The following is a 14,253-nucleotide window of genomic DNA, read 5'->3' as shown; positions in this document are numbered from 1 at the left end:
CAATCAGATATCAGCGTCAGCCAGGTCATCAGCAGTCTCTTTGACTGGCGATGCTTTGACGTCCGGCGCTGGAGTCAGCAACTTGTCGCGCAGCTGCTTCTCAAGTTTCTTGGCGATTTCCGGATTGTCTGCCAGGAACTTGGCCGAGTTAGCCTTGCCCTGACCGATCTTGGTGCCTTCATAGGCATACCAGGCGCCGGACTTCTCAACGAAACCGTGCAGCACGCCCAGGTCGATCATCTCACCGTTGAGGTAGATGCCCTTGCCGTAAAGAATCTGGAACTCAGCCTGACGGAACGGCGAAGCCACCTTGTTCTTCACAACCTTGACGCGGGTTTCGCTACCAACAACCTCGTCACCTTCTTTCACCGCGCCAGTACGGCGGATGTCCAGACGAACCGAAGCGTAGAACTTCAGCGCGTTACCACCGGTGGTGGTTTCCGGGCTGCCGAACATCACACCGATTTTCATACGGATCTGGTTGATGAAGATAACCAGGCAGTTGGCGTTCTTGATGTTACCGGTGATTTTACGCAGCGCCTGGGACATCAGACGGGCTTGCAGGCCCACGTGCATGTCACCCATTTCGCCTTCGATTTCAGCCTTTGGAACCAGAGCAGCCACGGAGTCGACGATGATCACGTCAACCGCGTTGGAACGCACCAGCATGTCGGTGATTTCCAGGGCTTGTTCGCCGGTGTCCGGCTGCGAAACCAGCAGGTCGTCGACGTTGACGCCCAGTTTTCCGGCGTATTCAGGGTCGAGGGCGTGTTCAGCATCGACGAATGCGCAGGTCGCGCCGGCTTTTTGAGCCTGGGCGATCACCGACAGTGTCAGCGTGGTTTTACCGGAGGATTCAGGACCGTAGATTTCAACGATACGGCCTTTTGGCAGACCGCCAATGCCGAGCGCGATGTCCAGACCCAGAGAGCCAGTGGAGATAGCCGGGATCGCCTGACGGTCCTGATCGCCCATACGCATTACGGCACCCTTGCCGAATTGACGTTCGATCTGACCCAGGGCCGCAGCCAAGGCTTTCTTCTTGTTGTCGTCCATTAAAGTCCTCACGTAATCAATAAGGCCTGACGGCCAACACCTGTATAAGTAGCCAGTATTATTCCACAGCGTTTCAGGATCGCCTACCCCTGATTTGAGATTTCTCCAGTGGCATGGCGCAGCAGCCCCTCTAGCGCGGCCTTCACCGTTTGTCGGCGGACTTCGTCACGGTTGCCGGGAAAGTACTGCACCTCGCTGAACACCTGTTCACCAACGCCCCAGGCCAGCCACACGGTACCCACCGGCTTGCTCGGCGAACCACCATCCGGTCCCGCCACACCACTGACCGCCACGGCAAAACGCGCCCGGCTTTTCTCCTGCGCGCCTCGGACCATGGCCTCGACCACCTCGCGACTGACCGCCCCCACCGTTGCAAACAACTCGACCGGGACATTCAATTGCTCGGTTTTCTGGCGATTGGAATAGGTGACATAACCAGCCTCGAACCATGCCGAACTCCCCGGAATCCGGGTGATCGCCTCGCTGATCCCGCCGCCGGTGCAGGACTCGGCGGCGGTGACGTGAGCATTGAGAACCTGCAAGCGCCTGCCAAGTTCAGCGGCCAGTTGGGTGATTTCTTTCACGGTCATCTCCTGAGCAAGCGGAATGAGAACTACCGTACACGAGCGTAACGCGCTTGCAAGGCGCAGGATCGATCAAAATGTTAGCGAGCGAGGGCTCTGATGTAAGCCTGACAGGCCTGCAAGGCAATCAGTCCGCGGTCGCCGGCGTCGGTGATGGCGATAATTCGCTGAGCATGCGCCGGGTCAAGTCGGGCTCGCGCGACTCCATGATCCACGCTGCCGGCTCCGGAGCCGGTTGGCATTGCACAGACAGAGGCGATGTCATGGGCATCGAGGAGGACTGACAAGCGCACATCAGCAGTGGCAAGACGATCGCGCAGGCGAACTTGATCACGTTGGGCATCGCTAAGCGCTCGATAATGGGTTTGTTCGCTGGCCGACAGTCGCTGTTCCAGCGCCAGGCGCTTGTTCTGCTCGGCCTGTTGCTGCGTCGCGGCTGCCAGGGTCACCTGATTCAGCGCCTCGGCGTGCACTCTCGCCTGTTCCGCCAGTTGCCCGCCATAACGCCAATCCTGAAAGCGCCAGGCCAGCGCCGCGGAGCCACCGGCCAACACAGCCAGAAACACAACAATGCCAATGACGCGGTAAGAAATCGGTATCAAACCGAAGGCTGGCATAACACCGCCCTCGCCCGCGCCCAGAGTTGCAAGCGATCCTGCAAACCGTTCAGGCCACCGTTGATGCGGCGGGTGATGCTGTTGAACTGGTCACGGTCGGCCAGTTCGTTCAGTCCGTTCTGGTCCCAAAACCACGCAGCAGATTCGGCGGCCCATTGCGGTTGTTCCAGCAGCTCCGGCAGCGCCAGCAGACGTTCATCGCCAAACAGGCCGAGGCTGCATTCCCGGTAATTATTGTGACCTGTGATCTGGATCAGCCCCCGACCGCGGTACTTCTGGCCGTCACCATCAGCCTCCGGGGTATTGCCCAAACGTGAGGCCAAGGTGCCGGTGTCGTATTTGCTCAGGTATTGGTTGTTGCCCAGTTCGCGCACGTATTGCAACTGCCCCGATTCATGGCCGACTTGCGCGAGGAATGCGGCGATGCGTTTGGCGGTGTTGATGTTGCGGTGGGTCATGGCGCAATTAAGGGCGGAAATGAAAACGCCCGCTTGAGAGCGGGCGTTGGGCATAACGATCTGTAGTTGTTGCTGCGTAACGGTCATATAACCCCCAGGCCCTGACGAGTGTCTGGTTCGTGTCAAAGATATCCATTCAGCCAAAGTGGCATGGTGGGTCGATGTTCAGTGAAAGGAAAAAACGACCCTTGCGGCCAATCCCGAAGTGCACGGCGATAGGCCTGCAACTCGGCGTATTGCTCGGTGGTCAGCGTCGTGCCACCGCCATCCTCCAGCTCGTCCCTGTCGCGGGCAACCATGCTGTCCGTGGCCGATAACTGAGTATCACGCCAAAGGCGCTCGGCCTTCGCTGCTTCCTCCGGCACAAGAGGCGGTGTATCCACAAGAACGGGATAGCCATTATCGGCCCGTACAGAAATCATTTTCGGGGTTACAGCCAACTGTTGGAGTAACGAAATCCAATAAGCCTGGGGGATTTCTATGACATCGGAAGGGATATCCGACGCATTGATTCCAGGAACATAAACACCACAGGTACTTGCGCTAAACAAAACATTGAACGCGTTCATTCAATAGCCCTTTGCAAAATAATTCACGCTCCATCCCGCCTGCACCTGACCGGAAAAACTCCGAACCTTCAGGCGGCAGCCCTGTTTGGTCCCGGTGCCCCCGACCAGGATGACCATCGCCCCGTCGCCGCCCACATGGGTGGCCACGAGCGAAGAAAAAGCGGTCGGGAACGAGATCGGGAAGGTGATATAGACATCGCCATTGGCATCCGTGGTGCCGACGCCCCATTGTTCAATGTTGCCACTGGGATACTTCTGGTAACCGACGTTGCCGTAGACGCCGGAGAAGGACGATGCGTACTTGTCGCTGACCGAGCCCCCATACAAGCGCCACTCGTTACTCAGCTTGATGAAGTGCGCGGAGTCACCGACGCCGAGCTTGACCGGCCCGAACGTGCTGTTACAGGTCTCGATGACTTCGGCGCCAGCCGGGTTGATGGTCAGCACGCCGTTTCCGGCGTTGATGACATGGATCGTGCTGGCATGGGCAAGTCCATTGATGGACGGCAACGTCGCCGTGATCGGCGTGGCGCTGGCAAAACTCGCCACCCCGCCCACGTTGGCTGCGGTCAGCGTAGCGCTCGCGGGAAAGACGTTGAAACCTGAAAACTGTAGACCGCTGCGGGTCACGAATTCAGTGGTGGCAACTGACTGATCGCTGTCGAACTGTGGCGCGGTCACAAACAGCTTGTTGCTGCGCAACGCCGTCAACAGTTGATCGTTACTCGCCTCTGACGGTTTGATACCGGCAGCCTCGATGACTTTCAACAACTCCAGAGTGACACCGTTACCCCAGCGGGCGGGGATCAACGAGCCCGGAGTCCCCGTAATCAGGTTTTCATCGACAAACTTGCCGTCCACCAGACCGGCGCTGGGGACGCTATTGGGATAGTCCACGGTATATCCTTCCGTTGATATTTTGCAGGCAGCCGCGTGCTGGTAACACGAGACTGCACTTCCAGTTATTAATAAGTTTCAGGGTTTATACAACTACGACGCTGACAGGTGAAGCCGGCCAGTCAACGACCAGTGGGAAGTCCGGTTGTTGTTCAATGCTCATCAACTTGAGCGTATAGCGTTTCCACTCTTGCAGAGTGGCCAGTTGAACATTGGTGGCCTCACCCAGTTCATAAGCGTATTGCAGCGGCGCGATGCGAATAACAATCTCACGCAGACGATTGTCTCGCTCCGCGCCGGCTTCAGCGGTTTTGCCTGTTCGTTCGGCAGCCAAATCCAGCGCCCAGTCATCATTTAGCCAAACATGATATTCGCCGGGTCGAGGCTTGACAGTCAGATAGTCAGGCAACGGGCCTAACTCATACCAGAATTGAAGGCCACCTGTGTCTTTGCGATACATCGGGCGGTTGCGCAAATCGATCAGTTGCGAAGCGGCACCGGTACGCCAAACCCATACATAACCGGTTTCGGCGGAAGGCAGAACTTCTGGTAACTCGATCGCATTGCCCGGCAATACAACGCCCATACCTGGAATGACCGGCAACTCGACAGGACCGGTCAACTCTTGAGTACTTTCATTTAAATAGTAATAAGCCATACGTCCCTCAAATTAGTTTCAATCGACCTGGATAAGCAATGTTCCTGGGGCGAGTCATCCCCCAGTAAGTACTGCCCAGATTCTCGGTCATGGTGGCTGATACGTAGTAACAGAGACCGGTAAAGGTTGTTGGGTCAGCCCCTACTGTCGCAATGTTGGCAATACCCTGAACCGCTGGAGCGGCGCCGTTATCACCCGTGATATTGGTACCCGTCTGCCAGGTCCCGGCTGCGCGCGCAGTATCGACGCCACGTTGTTCATCGAGAACGCGGATAAACTCACCTCGAACTTCCGGGGCGCGGAACGTCTTGATCCCATCGCCACTGCTCCAACCTCCGGTGCGGTCGACTTCTGCGCGCAACATTCCGGACTGAACGGCGTGATCCCAAAGCCAGGGCCATTCGGAGCGAAAAAACTCTCTGCCGTTCAACGCGCCATAACCACCAGGACTGAACGCGGTTGTCGTCTCAAGAACAATCCTTCCCAATGGCGTTGCATCGAAGCGCCCGACGGGCCACCAATTGCTCGCCCCATCGCTTCGTAAGTGCCACCAATCACCCGCCCCCATCAAAACCAGAAACGGGTATCCGTTTGGCGACAAGTGAGTGTGGAACTTGATTCGATCATTACCTGAGGCCTGTACCACCAAGCGGTTAACACTGTTGTCAGTCCGTCGAACAACGACATCCCGAACACCTGACAACGAACTTGCTGCCGGCAGGGTAATAGTCGTCTCCGTCGCACTGGCGTTAATCAGTACCAGCCCCAGCTCTTCTGGCATTAACGCCCTTGATGTCGATACTTCAGTCACCCGCGAAGACATGGGGCTGGCCAAATTCAGGAGCGTCCTGAAGGCCACCAACAATTGATCGTTAACACCCTCGGATGGCGTCACTCCGGCCGCTGTAATAACGGCCAGAAGCTCTTCGGTCACACTGTTCCCCCAGACTGCCGGGATCAACGAACCCGGCGTCCCGGCCACGGGGTTTTCATCGACGAACCGGCCATTGACCAGTCCGACGCTGGGCACGCTTTTTGGATAATCCATACGTCTCTCGTTCCTCTGAAATAACAAATGAACCGTGTCGATGCGGTTATCGGTGCAATCGCGCCCACGGTTTTTTCAAGAAAAAAAAGCCCACGAATACGTGGGCCTGAACAGGGGAGTTGAAGGGTTCTCGCTTAGTCAGCCATGCCACTGACGAATTCACGAATAGCCACCAATGCTTCATCACCAGCGCTGCGGGCCAGATCTATCTTGCTCTTGGCCGCGTGCGCGCGGATTTGCATTTTCGCCTTGAGACGCAAGGTGCGCAGGGTCAGCAAATTGTCACTTAACTGTGCGGCTTTGCTCAGGATCTGCTCGGTGGCTTGTTTAGCTGTTCGGCCTTTAACGACCCATGCGGAGACGGCCATCGGCACGTCCTTTTTCGGGTAGCCCGCGTCCTTGTAGGCTTGGGCGGCAACGGCGGCCTGGGCATATTCCAGTGCCTTGAGTGAATCACCGGCCAGAGCAGTGCGTGCGTTGTCTGCAGCAGCATCGACTTTGGCGCACAGGCGTTCGGTTTCCTGTTGTTCCAGCTCTGCGACTTTCAAAGAATCCAACACCCACGTTTCACCATCCCAATCATGGGATGGAGAGGGCCGGGCCGGACGAAGTCCGTCTTCAAACAGGTGAAGTTCTTGAATGACATTCATCGAATCAACTCCCAGGAAAAGTTAACGTTGACCGCAGCAGAAAAGTTGACCGCTATGCCATTTGAATAGTCAGGTTGAGAGAAGAATTTGATTCCCATAGAGAAAAGCAACTCGTCACTGGTAGCGATCCCGGAGTTAAACGTATGCTCGGCTTGATACGTCTGCCAGAGCGAACGTAACTCCGAATGGTCGAAGCTAGCGGTCAGGGTGGAGACCGTTGCATCGTTAACGACGTTACTTGTAAAAATACAAGCCGATGCACCGACTGTGGCCCAACCATCCCAATTACTAACCCCCGTGCTAACCGGAGATAAATAAGAGTAGTTGCCGCCCGCCCATCCCCCCGGCGCGAAAGAAACGCCAGTAATTGCCGTTGGATGAGGCGTCGGATTGCCCACCACAAGGCGTGCAGCACGGGCTTGGGGATCCAGCGGTAGATAAACCACCCCATTTCCGTTCACGGTCTGGGTCCAGGACAGTCTGCTGCGGTTGTAGATCAGTCGTATCACTGGCGTCGTGCCCGGGGCTGCCGTCACAACCCATGCGATACACATATCCAGCGGCGTGGACTGGAAACCACCGCCTGCCGCGCCATTGACGGTACCCTTCAGCCCCTCAGGTTGCGCGTCATACAAAGCACCGCGCTGCATGTAAAAAGTCAGTGCATCGCCGATCACTTGGACCCGAAGAAAATAACTGGACATCGGCAACAGATCCGCACTGCTCCATGCTTGAGTCGTAAACGTTCGAGGACGGCCCAACTGGCCCGCAACGACTTCCTGTCCGATACTGACAAATACCCCCGCCGGAATCGAAACCTTGCCACCATTCGTAGCCGCGGCGACCGGCGTCACCGCCAAACGCCCATCAGCTGTGGCCACCGTAGCCGGTGGCAACGACCCAATCGGCAATGCCGAATCCAGATTCCAGCCCTTGGCCGAAATGCTCTGAATGGCTTGCAGCAATTGTTTGTAATTCGTCTCATCCGGCGTCAAATCCCCGGCCTTGATGACGTTCACGATTTCCTCCGTCACCCCATTCCCCCAGTCCGCCGGAATCAACGACCCCGGCGTCCCCGTCAACGGGTTCTCATCCACAAACTTCCCATTCACCAACCCGGCGCTGGGCACACTTCTCGGATAATCCATCCCTCTACTCCCTAGTCATAATTGATGTGCACCTTGGTATGCGCCGGTGTGCTGCGGTGGATCAGGCATTCGAGCGCAGAACCCGGATTCACGCCGAAGCGCTCTCCCCAGTAACTCGCACCAAAACGCCGGCCCAGCAGCAGGCGGCCACCGGTGTTGAGCGTCCACATGAAATGCGCCTGCCATGTTCCGAAATGCGCCTGACCAAACCGGGCCCGTCCCATTCGCGGGACATCAAGCTCGGTGATGGTGGCGTTCGGGTAACCCTGACTCTTGGCGATCTCGACGTAGTAGCTGATGGCCTGGCTGCCAACGGCGAGCAGTCGTCGGCGTACGGCCAGACGTCGGTCGTCGAACAGTGGCGTCGCGCCCAGGCACGGGTCGGGCAGGTTCATCACCCGTTCCCAATCCGGCACCAGTTCGCTCACGCCAGCCGGGTCCATTTCGTTGAGCAGGTCGGCGGAGCGAGCGTCGAGGCGGGCCAGTTCCTGGGCGACGCCTTCAAGGACTTCTTCGAGTTCCGGGACCCGCTCCGGGTCCCACGCGGGACCGCTGGGTAGCAGGCTGCGCAGTTGGGCCTGGTATTGCGCGGCGGTTCTGATTACTGCCATACGCAACCTCCGAAGGTCAGCAACTGGTTGCTCGCAGCATCGACGTCGGCGGTAGGCGACTTGAGATCGTGATCACTTTCGCCGGTCGCGCTGCTGATGGCTTCACGGATGTGGCTCACCAGCAGGGTGTCGCCCAGGCCTCCTTCGCGGTTATGCAGATCGCGCAGTTGCGCCTCAACGGCGGCGCGTACGACCGTGGTGTCGGGCTTCAGACTCAGTCGGTAAGTCATCGGCACTTGTACCGGTGGCAGCACACGCAACTCGGCGGTGACCGGCCGCAGCGGTTCGATGTAGGCCTGGACCTCAGCCAATTGCTCGGGATTGGGGACGGGTTGCGCATCGTCGTCACGCATGATGTACAGACTGACAATGCCAGGGCCGGGATAGCTGCCACGACACCAGGCACGGGTCACCCCCGGACATTCGAGCGCCCAGGTTTCGTAGTCTTGCGCCGAACCGCCGTGAGGAATGATCCGGTAAGAGCGAATCACCCGGGACCGCAGGGACTCCAGACTTTCCCGAGCAACCCCGCCGGTCAACCCCGGCGCCAGCACCGTGAAGCTGTTGCCGATAATGCCCAGGATCGGCTGCACCGGAATCAGCGACATGCCAACGTCGGCATTCCCGAGACTGCCGGCGTCGAGGGCGGCGATGGTGGTGCCGTTCAAGCCATTGCTGGTGATGCGGGCGGAAGTGACTTTGTAAATCCGACCGTCGTTCGATTGCAGCAGAGTATCAACGTCCAGCACAGCGCCAGCGCTGGCGGTAAAGCTGACGCTGCCACTGGCCGATTGTGCGGCTTTGCGCGGCTGGTTAAGGCGCAGTGCGGCGATCCGTTCCAGGGTCGACTCATCGGCCTTGTCCGGGAGGATCTGCTCGGCGATCCAGTTCAGATAGCCATACAGGCCATAGGCGGCGCCACCGAGGGTGCGGGCCAGCACTTGCGCATCGGACTGACGCAGCGAATCGCTGGCCAGGTCGCTTTGGGTGCGTTTGATCAGCACCGGCAGCGAAGGGGTTTCAAACGGCATAGATCACCTGCCAACTGTTATCAGGGTTGATGTCCAGGCGCTCGCCGTCGGCCAGGGTCAGGACCGTGCGCAGGTTCAGGCGCTGGGCGTCGAGGCGTTCGCTGATGATGTCGATGGCGCTGCAATGGCCGTCGTCGATCAGCCATTGCAAGGCTTCGCGGGCATAGAACTCGGCGTCCATCTGGGTCTGCCGGGTCAGCTTGACCCGGCGCAACAGCCACAGGCGTGAGCCGATACGGTCGTCCGCGACCGTAGGAAAAGTGTCGCCCCACCAGCCGAAACGGTCTTCGTCATCGAGGGCATCGTCATCGGCGGCGCGGCGCCAGGTGAACAGGCTGATCAGCACTGATCGGGTCAGTGCGGCGTGGAGGTTTTGGCTGATAAACATCACTGGCCTCCCGCCGGCACGCCGGTCTGGCCATTGCCCGCTTGCACGCCGACGTGCACGTGCTTGATCTGGCTGACGCCAGCGGCAATCTGATCGCCCTGAGAGACGATCTTGCCGGTCTGGGTCAGGGTCGGTGTGTCGATGTTTACGGCGGTGCTGGCGCGGATGTTCAGGGTGGCGGTTTCAATGTCGATGATCCGTCCACGCTTGAAGTGGATCTTGTCGCCTTCGTCGGTGTAGATCGCCACTTCGCCCTGGGCCAGTGCCTTGAGGCGATAGCGGCGGTCGGCGACCACCAGCACGATGGCGTGGGAACGATCACCGCCCAGAAACGTGGCGATGCCTTCAGCGCCGGCCAGCGGATTGCTGGTGAAACCGTAGGGTTCGAAGTGCTCCATGTCGTCGTTCACTTCGCCGGCGGTGAGGCGCATTTGCAGCGATTGCAGCTTGGTAGCCGAGTTGGCGAGCACGACAGTGCCGCGCGCCAGGAGGCGTGTCAGTAGGCTCATGTGGATTACCTTGTAGGAGCGAGGCTTGTCGGGGTGTCAGGTTTTGGGGGGCACCGGGTTCGCATCGAAGGTGTAAGGCGGCGCCACTTGCAGTGTGGTCACCGAGCCCTGTTCGGACAGCGAGTAAGTCACCTTGGAGATCAGCATGTGGTGGTCGAAACCCAACACCTTGTCGATCACCCGCACCAAGGTGTTGTGCTTCCACAAATCACCGTTGGACTGCCGCCAGCCTTGTACCCGATAGGTCGTGGTGCCAGCCTTGCCGACGCGAATACCGCTTTCCCAATCGGCACGTTGCTGCGCCAGTTCCGGGGTCAATTGCGCGCTTTCGCTGATCACGGTGACCCGCTTGCGTCCGATAATCGGGTCGGTGGAAACCCCGGACACTTCGCTCACCGCCGCACCGCTCTTCTCGTCGCCGCCCTTGTGCTGGCCAATCACCCGGTACTCGGAGAACACCTGGCTGAAGTCCATCGGCGCGTTGGCCGACAGAATGTTCTTGCCCAGCTCAAGCACATCACTGGCTCGCCCACCGCTGCCCGGCCGGGCCAGTACCACCCGGCCTTCGGCGTCATCGGTGGAAAACACCCGAAACAGCGTGAGCAAGCGGTCGATCGACTGAAAGACCGTTTCCCCCGGCACGAGGGTGTGGCTGCCGAGCCGCGTGGTTTCCGGAATCTCGCTGACCACTTTCCCGGCATAAGGCGCAGCCAGCGCTTCGACGATGCTGAGCAACGATTGCTGATGCCATTGGTTGGGCGTGTTGATCGCCGCGCAGTCCACCAGGTCCTGAGTCTTGGAACTGCCTTCGATGCTCAGGCTGATCTGCCGCCCGTCATAGCTGATCGGCGCCTTGAACACATACCCGCTGAGCACCAGATCGCAACCGATTCGCACTTGGCAGGGCGCACCCGGGCGGATGGGTCGGTCGACCGTTTGCCCCGGCCATTGCCAGGTGATGTCGAGTTTGAAAGTGCGGAACTGACGCTCCAGGTCCGCGGTGATTTCAACACTTTTCCAGCCGCCGTACTCCAGACCGTCAACGGTCAGCAACACGCTGTTGTCGAGTTCATTCATGGTCTATTCCCCCAAGACTTTCACGTCGTCCAGCGGGAGAAACCCCGGATGAATAATGCCGTTGCGCTGTAGTACTTCAGCGATTCGCGTGGCGTCTCCACTTTGCTGATAGATCACCACCAGCCCCGGAAGGCTTTGCTTGAAAGACTTGCTGACCAGTCGAACGCCCGACGACGCGACCGCCTTCAAATGCGCCCGGAGCGCCTGGCGCAGATTGCTCATCGCCAGATAGTGCGCAGGATCCGCCTTGGCCTCGGGCAGTCTGAACACCTCCTCAAGTGCCACACGCAAGGCCTCTAAATCGTCGACCACCGGAACGTCCTGGTGCGTGGTCGGTAGCACAGCCTGATGCCCGACCGGCAGGTTGGTGACCCGCTTGACTGCCTGCGAAGCCACCGGCATCGACGCGACCCACTGGGCCACTTGCACAATCAAAGTGTCCTGCACCAGGTTGGTCAACGCCTGGGCCGCGGCGGTGGTGTCCTTACCAGTGGTCAACTTCGGCGCGTCGGCCTTCTTGATGGCTTCGACCTGTTGGGAGACGTTGGCAATCACGCCACGATAACCTTCACGGGCGAAGTCCTTCAGTTCGTTGATGTCGCCGATCAATCCCTTGAATTCCGCCGCCACATCCTTGGGCAGTTCCTTGACGGCTTTGACCAGATCGCTGATCTGCTGGTACTCATCGATCAACGGCTGGAGGTGCTGCTGAATCACCTCGTAAGCCTCCTTGATGCTGTTGCGCAGATTGGCAATGCCGATCCGCGCAGCCTTGATCAAGGTCATCGCGTCTTCGAAGCGTTTCACCGCGCAACCCAGCAGGCTGTCCGCGGACACCAGCAATAGCTTCTGCGTGCTGACCGCTGCCGTCGGAAACGGCACCGGTTGATCGGGGTAAAACTTCAGGGTAAAGGTCACCAGCCCGCCGTCCTGGCGGGTGTGAGTCATGTCGCATTCGCCGACCTTGACCTGCAGACGCCCCAGCCACGGGTGAACCAACTCACCACTGCCCTGCTCCAGCGCCATGAGCAGTTTGTCGCGCTGCTCCAGGCAATCGGGGCCAACGACAAATGCGGTCAAATCGTGAATCTTCGCCTGAAGGCCAAGTCCCTCGAAATAAGGCAGATCGCGCTGCGGGTACTCGTGCAACTGGCCCTTTTGGCCGACCGGGTTTTTCGCCTGATCGACCCAGAACTGGACGCCGCGAAACGACGCCGGCATCAAACGATCACGCCAGCTCATTGGAACCTCCAAGGGACAGTGTGCGGTAGCCGATGCGCGAATTGAGCGCCAGCGCCGGTTGATTGGTTTGCGGCTGATCGGTACGCATGCCGGCCGGCGCATTTTCGAAGCGCACGGTCAGGCCGCCTTCGAGTTGCGTGCGGTTGTTGGCGGCGGTTTGCTGGATCAGCGCGCTGGAGTTTTGCGTCAACGAGCCCATCAGCATCGACGGTTTTTGCGGCAAGCTTGCGGGCAACAACTCTGTACTCGACGCCGGTTCGGTGCTGGCGCCAAAGAACGCCGGTGCCAATTCACCCTTGCCTTCGGCATTGGTTTGCTTCTGCGCCTCGGCCAGGCCTTCGACCTTGCCGGTGACTTTGGCGATCACGCCCGCGAAGCCGCCTTCGAACAACTCCTTGATCGGCGCGATGACGTCCTGGAGCTTTTTCCACAGACTGCTGAACCACTCGGTGATCGGTTCCCAGTTCTTGATGATTTGCCCCAGCGGCGACCATTCGAACATCCCGTGCAGGAACTCCAGCGTCGGCGCGGCCAATGCTTGCACCACGCCCCACAACGCCGAAAACACCTCGCTGATCGGTTGCCAATTGGCCGCGATCTGCGTCATCGGCGACCACTCGAACACACTGATGAAGAAATCCTTCACCACTTGCGCCGAGGCTTGCAGAGCGGTCCAGAGCAAACTGAAGAAACCAGTGATAGCTCCCCAGTTGTTGATGATCATGCCCAGCGGAGTCCAGTCGAACAGGCCTTTGAGGAAGTCGATCACCGGCACCGTCAGGGCCTTGAGCAATTCCCAGATCGCCGAGAACAGACCGGTCAACCCGGCCCAGTTGTCGATGATCATCCCGTAGGGCGTCCAGGAAAAAGCCGTTTTGAGGAAGCCCACAACCGATGCGGTCACCGCTTTTATGCCCTCCCAGATACCGGAAAAGAACCCGGCAATTGGCGCCCAATTGGCAATCACCATCCCCAGCGGCGTCCAGCTGAATACCGTGCTCAACACCGCTATGGCCTTCGTGGCGACATTTTTCACGCCGTCCCAAAGGTTGATGAAGAACGCTGAAATCGGCGTCCAGTTGGCAATGATCAAGCCGGCCGCCAACGCGACGCCCATGGCAATCAGCATGATCGGATTGGTCTTGAGCACCCTGTTCATCAGATCGAAAACCTGGGTCGCACCGGTCACGGCGGTTTGCATCGCCGAGAACGCCATGGCACCGATCGCCAGTCCTTCAACCAGTTTCGGGTTGTCGTTGAGCAAGCTGCCGATACCCGTCAACAAGGGCTCAAGACCGACCACTAGCGTGGCGACCGCCGGTGCCAGCGCGGCGTCGATGGAGGTCGAGACCTTGGCCATCGACGCGCTGAAAATATTCATGCCTTGCGCGGCGCTCTCGGGTGCGCTCGGCAGGTCAACCGCCTTGGCCGACTCACTGACCTCGGCCAATTTCCCCTTGAACGCATCGGACGCCTTGATCCCGTCCACGAACGGCGTGATCACGCTACCGCCCTTGAACAGACCGCTGATATCCAGCTTGCCGAGGCCGGCCTGCTCAAGGTTATTTTTGAAGCTGTCGACCTTCGAAACAAGGGCTTTGAGCTTGGGGGACAGTTCGTCGATGCCGGTCAACAGCACCGATTTTTTTATCGTGTCTTCGTCTGCCATCACTGCACCTGCTGCATCGCATTGATCCGTTGCGCGTGCTC

Annotated in this window: 17 protein-coding genes; all 17 read right to left on the bottom strand. The window is 58.9% G+C overall.

From position 1 onward, the window contains the following. Positions 1–3: 3 nt before the first annotated feature. Positions 4–1,056, bottom strand: a complete 1,053-nt coding sequence (gene recA / locus ACMXYJ_RS07845) for a recombinase RecA (protein WP_150709927.1) — start codon at positions 1,054–1,056, stop codon at positions 4–6. Between the two features lie 83 nt (positions 1,057–1,139). Next, positions 1,140–1,640 carry a CinA family protein gene (locus tag ACMXYJ_RS07840; protein ID WP_415759355.1) on the bottom strand — a complete coding sequence of 167 codons (501 nt, stop codon included), beginning with the start codon at positions 1,638–1,640 and terminating at the stop codon, positions 1,140–1,142. 80 nt (positions 1,641–1,720) lie between these two features. Further along, the gene (locus ACMXYJ_RS07835) at positions 1,721–2,257 is read right to left on the bottom strand and encodes a lysis protein (protein WP_415759354.1); all 537 of its coding nucleotides are present in this window, start codon (positions 2,255–2,257) and stop codon (positions 1,721–1,723) included. Further along, positions 2,239–2,802: a glycoside hydrolase family 19 protein gene (locus ACMXYJ_RS07830; protein ID WP_415759353.1), complete on the bottom strand. Its 564-nt coding sequence runs from the start codon at positions 2,800–2,802 to the stop codon at positions 2,239–2,241. Before ACMXYJ_RS07830 ends, ACMXYJ_RS07835 begins: the two co-directional genes overlap by 19 nt. A gap of 35 nt (positions 2,803–2,837) precedes the next feature. After that, entirely contained in the window at positions 2,838–3,284 is a 447-nt protein-coding gene (locus tag ACMXYJ_RS07825) for a phage tail assembly chaperone (RefSeq protein WP_415759352.1), read from the bottom strand. Continuing rightward, positions 3,285–4,181 carry a gp53-like domain-containing protein gene (locus tag ACMXYJ_RS07820; RefSeq protein ID WP_415759351.1) on the bottom strand — a complete coding sequence of 299 codons (897 nt, stop codon included), beginning with the start codon at positions 4,179–4,181 and terminating at the stop codon, positions 3,285–3,287. Positions 4,182–4,266: 85 nt separating this feature from the next. Further along, positions 4,267–4,839 carry a tail fiber assembly protein gene (locus tag ACMXYJ_RS07815; protein WP_415759350.1) on the bottom strand — a complete coding sequence of 191 codons (573 nt, stop codon included), beginning with the start codon at positions 4,837–4,839 and terminating at the stop codon, positions 4,267–4,269. Between the two features lie 7 nt (positions 4,840–4,846). Next, positions 4,847–5,887 carry a phage tail protein gene (locus tag ACMXYJ_RS07810; RefSeq protein ID WP_415759349.1) on the bottom strand — a complete coding sequence of 347 codons (1,041 nt, stop codon included), beginning with the start codon at positions 5,885–5,887 and terminating at the stop codon, positions 4,847–4,849. Positions 5,888–6,021: 134 nt separating this feature from the next. After that, the gene (locus ACMXYJ_RS07805; RefSeq protein ID WP_415759348.1) at positions 6,022–6,537 is read right to left on the bottom strand and encodes a phage tail protein; all 516 of its coding nucleotides are present in this window, start codon (positions 6,535–6,537) and stop codon (positions 6,022–6,024) included. Next, complete coding sequence (locus ACMXYJ_RS07800; protein WP_415759347.1) at positions 6,534–7,685, bottom strand: phage tail protein; 1,152 nt, start codon at positions 7,683–7,685, stop codon at positions 6,534–6,536. Before ACMXYJ_RS07800 ends, ACMXYJ_RS07805 begins: the two co-directional genes overlap by 4 nt. An 11-nt stretch (positions 7,686–7,696) precedes the next feature. Next, the gene (locus ACMXYJ_RS07795; RefSeq protein WP_415759345.1) at positions 7,697–8,296 is read right to left on the bottom strand and encodes a YmfQ family protein; all 600 of its coding nucleotides are present in this window, start codon (positions 8,294–8,296) and stop codon (positions 7,697–7,699) included. Continuing rightward, positions 8,287–9,327, bottom strand: coding sequence for a baseplate J/gp47 family protein (locus ACMXYJ_RS07790; protein ID WP_415759343.1), 1,041 nt, complete (start codon positions 9,325–9,327; stop codon positions 8,287–8,289). The genes ACMXYJ_RS07795 and ACMXYJ_RS07790 overlap by 10 nt, the downstream gene beginning before the upstream one ends. Further along, positions 9,317–9,715: a phage GP46 family protein gene (locus ACMXYJ_RS07785; protein ID WP_415759341.1), complete on the bottom strand. Its 399-nt coding sequence runs from the start codon at positions 9,713–9,715 to the stop codon at positions 9,317–9,319. Before ACMXYJ_RS07785 ends, ACMXYJ_RS07790 begins: the two co-directional genes overlap by 11 nt. Continuing rightward, on the bottom strand, positions 9,715–10,224 hold the full coding sequence (locus ACMXYJ_RS07780) for a phage baseplate assembly protein V (protein WP_415759340.1): 510 nt from the start codon (positions 10,222–10,224) through the stop codon (positions 9,715–9,717). The genes ACMXYJ_RS07785 and ACMXYJ_RS07780 overlap by 1 nt, the downstream gene beginning before the upstream one ends. A gap of 36 nt (positions 10,225–10,260) precedes the next feature. Continuing rightward, on the bottom strand, positions 10,261–11,301 hold the full coding sequence (locus tag ACMXYJ_RS07775; RefSeq protein WP_415759339.1) for a phage baseplate assembly protein: 1,041 nt from the start codon (positions 11,299–11,301) through the stop codon (positions 10,261–10,263). 3 nt (positions 11,302–11,304) lie between these two features. Beyond that, a complete protein-coding gene (locus tag ACMXYJ_RS07770) occupies positions 11,305–12,543 on the bottom strand; it encodes a DNA circularization protein (RefSeq protein WP_415759338.1) in 1,239 nt (412 codons plus the stop codon). Beyond that, positions 12,530–14,212 (bottom strand): phage tail protein, encoded by a 1,683-nt coding sequence (locus tag ACMXYJ_RS07765; RefSeq protein ID WP_415759337.1) that lies wholly within the window; start codon positions 14,210–14,212, stop codon positions 12,530–12,532. Before ACMXYJ_RS07765 ends, ACMXYJ_RS07770 begins: the two co-directional genes overlap by 14 nt. Between the last annotated feature and the right edge of the window lie 41 nt (positions 14,213–14,253).

It is taken from the genome of Pseudomonas arabinosi (assembly GCF_047758675.1).
Classification (GTDB): Bacteria; Pseudomonadota; Gammaproteobacteria; order Pseudomonadales; family Pseudomonadaceae; genus Aquipseudomonas; species Aquipseudomonas arabinosi.
The sequence above is the reverse complement of the archived record's forward strand: the minus strand, read 5'-3'. Positions and strand labels throughout refer to the sequence as shown.

What these genes read in the sequence shown, in the direction of transcription:
- ACMXYJ_RS07795 (WP_415759345.1), bottom strand. Translation starts at nt 8,296, where the DNA reads ATGGCAGTAATCAGAACCGCCGCGCAATACCAGGCCCAACTGCGCAGC.
- recA (WP_150709927.1), bottom strand. Translation starts at nt 1,056, where the DNA reads ATGGACGACAACAAGAAGAAAGCCTTGGCTGCGGCCCTGGGTCAGATC.
- ACMXYJ_RS07775 (WP_415759339.1), bottom strand. Translation starts at nt 11,301, where the DNA reads ATGAATGAACTCGACAACAGCGTGTTGCTGACCGTTGACGGTCTGGAG.
- ACMXYJ_RS07815 (WP_415759350.1), bottom strand. Translation starts at nt 4,839, where the DNA reads ATGGCTTATTACTATTTAAATGAAAGTACTCAAGAGTTGACCGGTCCT.
- ACMXYJ_RS07770 (WP_415759338.1), bottom strand. Translation starts at nt 12,543, where the DNA reads ATGAGCTGGCGTGATCGTTTGATGCCGGCGTCGTTTCGCGGCGTCCAG.
- ACMXYJ_RS07835 (WP_415759354.1), bottom strand. Translation starts at nt 2,257, where the DNA reads ATGCCAGCCTTCGGTTTGATACCGATTTCTTACCGCGTCATTGGCATT.
- ACMXYJ_RS07830 (WP_415759353.1), bottom strand. Translation starts at nt 2,802, where the DNA reads ATGACCGTTACGCAGCAACAACTACAGATCGTTATGCCCAACGCCCGC.
- ACMXYJ_RS07780 (WP_415759340.1), bottom strand. Translation starts at nt 10,224, where the DNA reads ATGAGCCTACTGACACGCCTCCTGGCGCGCGGCACTGTCGTGCTCGCC.
- ACMXYJ_RS07790 (WP_415759343.1), bottom strand. Translation starts at nt 9,327, where the DNA reads ATGCCGTTTGAAACCCCTTCGCTGCCGGTGCTGATCAAACGCACCCAA.
- ACMXYJ_RS07810 (WP_415759349.1), bottom strand. Translation starts at nt 5,887, where the DNA reads ATGGATTATCCAAAAAGCGTGCCCAGCGTCGGACTGGTCAATGGCCGG.
- ACMXYJ_RS07785 (WP_415759341.1), bottom strand. Translation starts at nt 9,715, where the DNA reads ATGTTTATCAGCCAAAACCTCCACGCCGCACTGACCCGATCAGTGCTG.
- ACMXYJ_RS07765 (WP_415759337.1), bottom strand. Translation starts at nt 14,212, where the DNA reads ATGGCAGACGAAGACACGATAAAAAAATCGGTGCTGTTGACCGGCATC.
- ACMXYJ_RS07825 (WP_415759352.1), bottom strand. Translation starts at nt 3,284, where the DNA reads ATGAACGCGTTCAATGTTTTGTTTAGCGCAAGTACCTGTGGTGTTTAT.
- ACMXYJ_RS07800 (WP_415759347.1), bottom strand. Translation starts at nt 7,685, where the DNA reads ATGGATTATCCGAGAAGTGTGCCCAGCGCCGGGTTGGTGAATGGGAAG.
- ACMXYJ_RS07805 (WP_415759348.1), bottom strand. Translation starts at nt 6,537, where the DNA reads ATGAATGTCATTCAAGAACTTCACCTGTTTGAAGACGGACTTCGTCCG.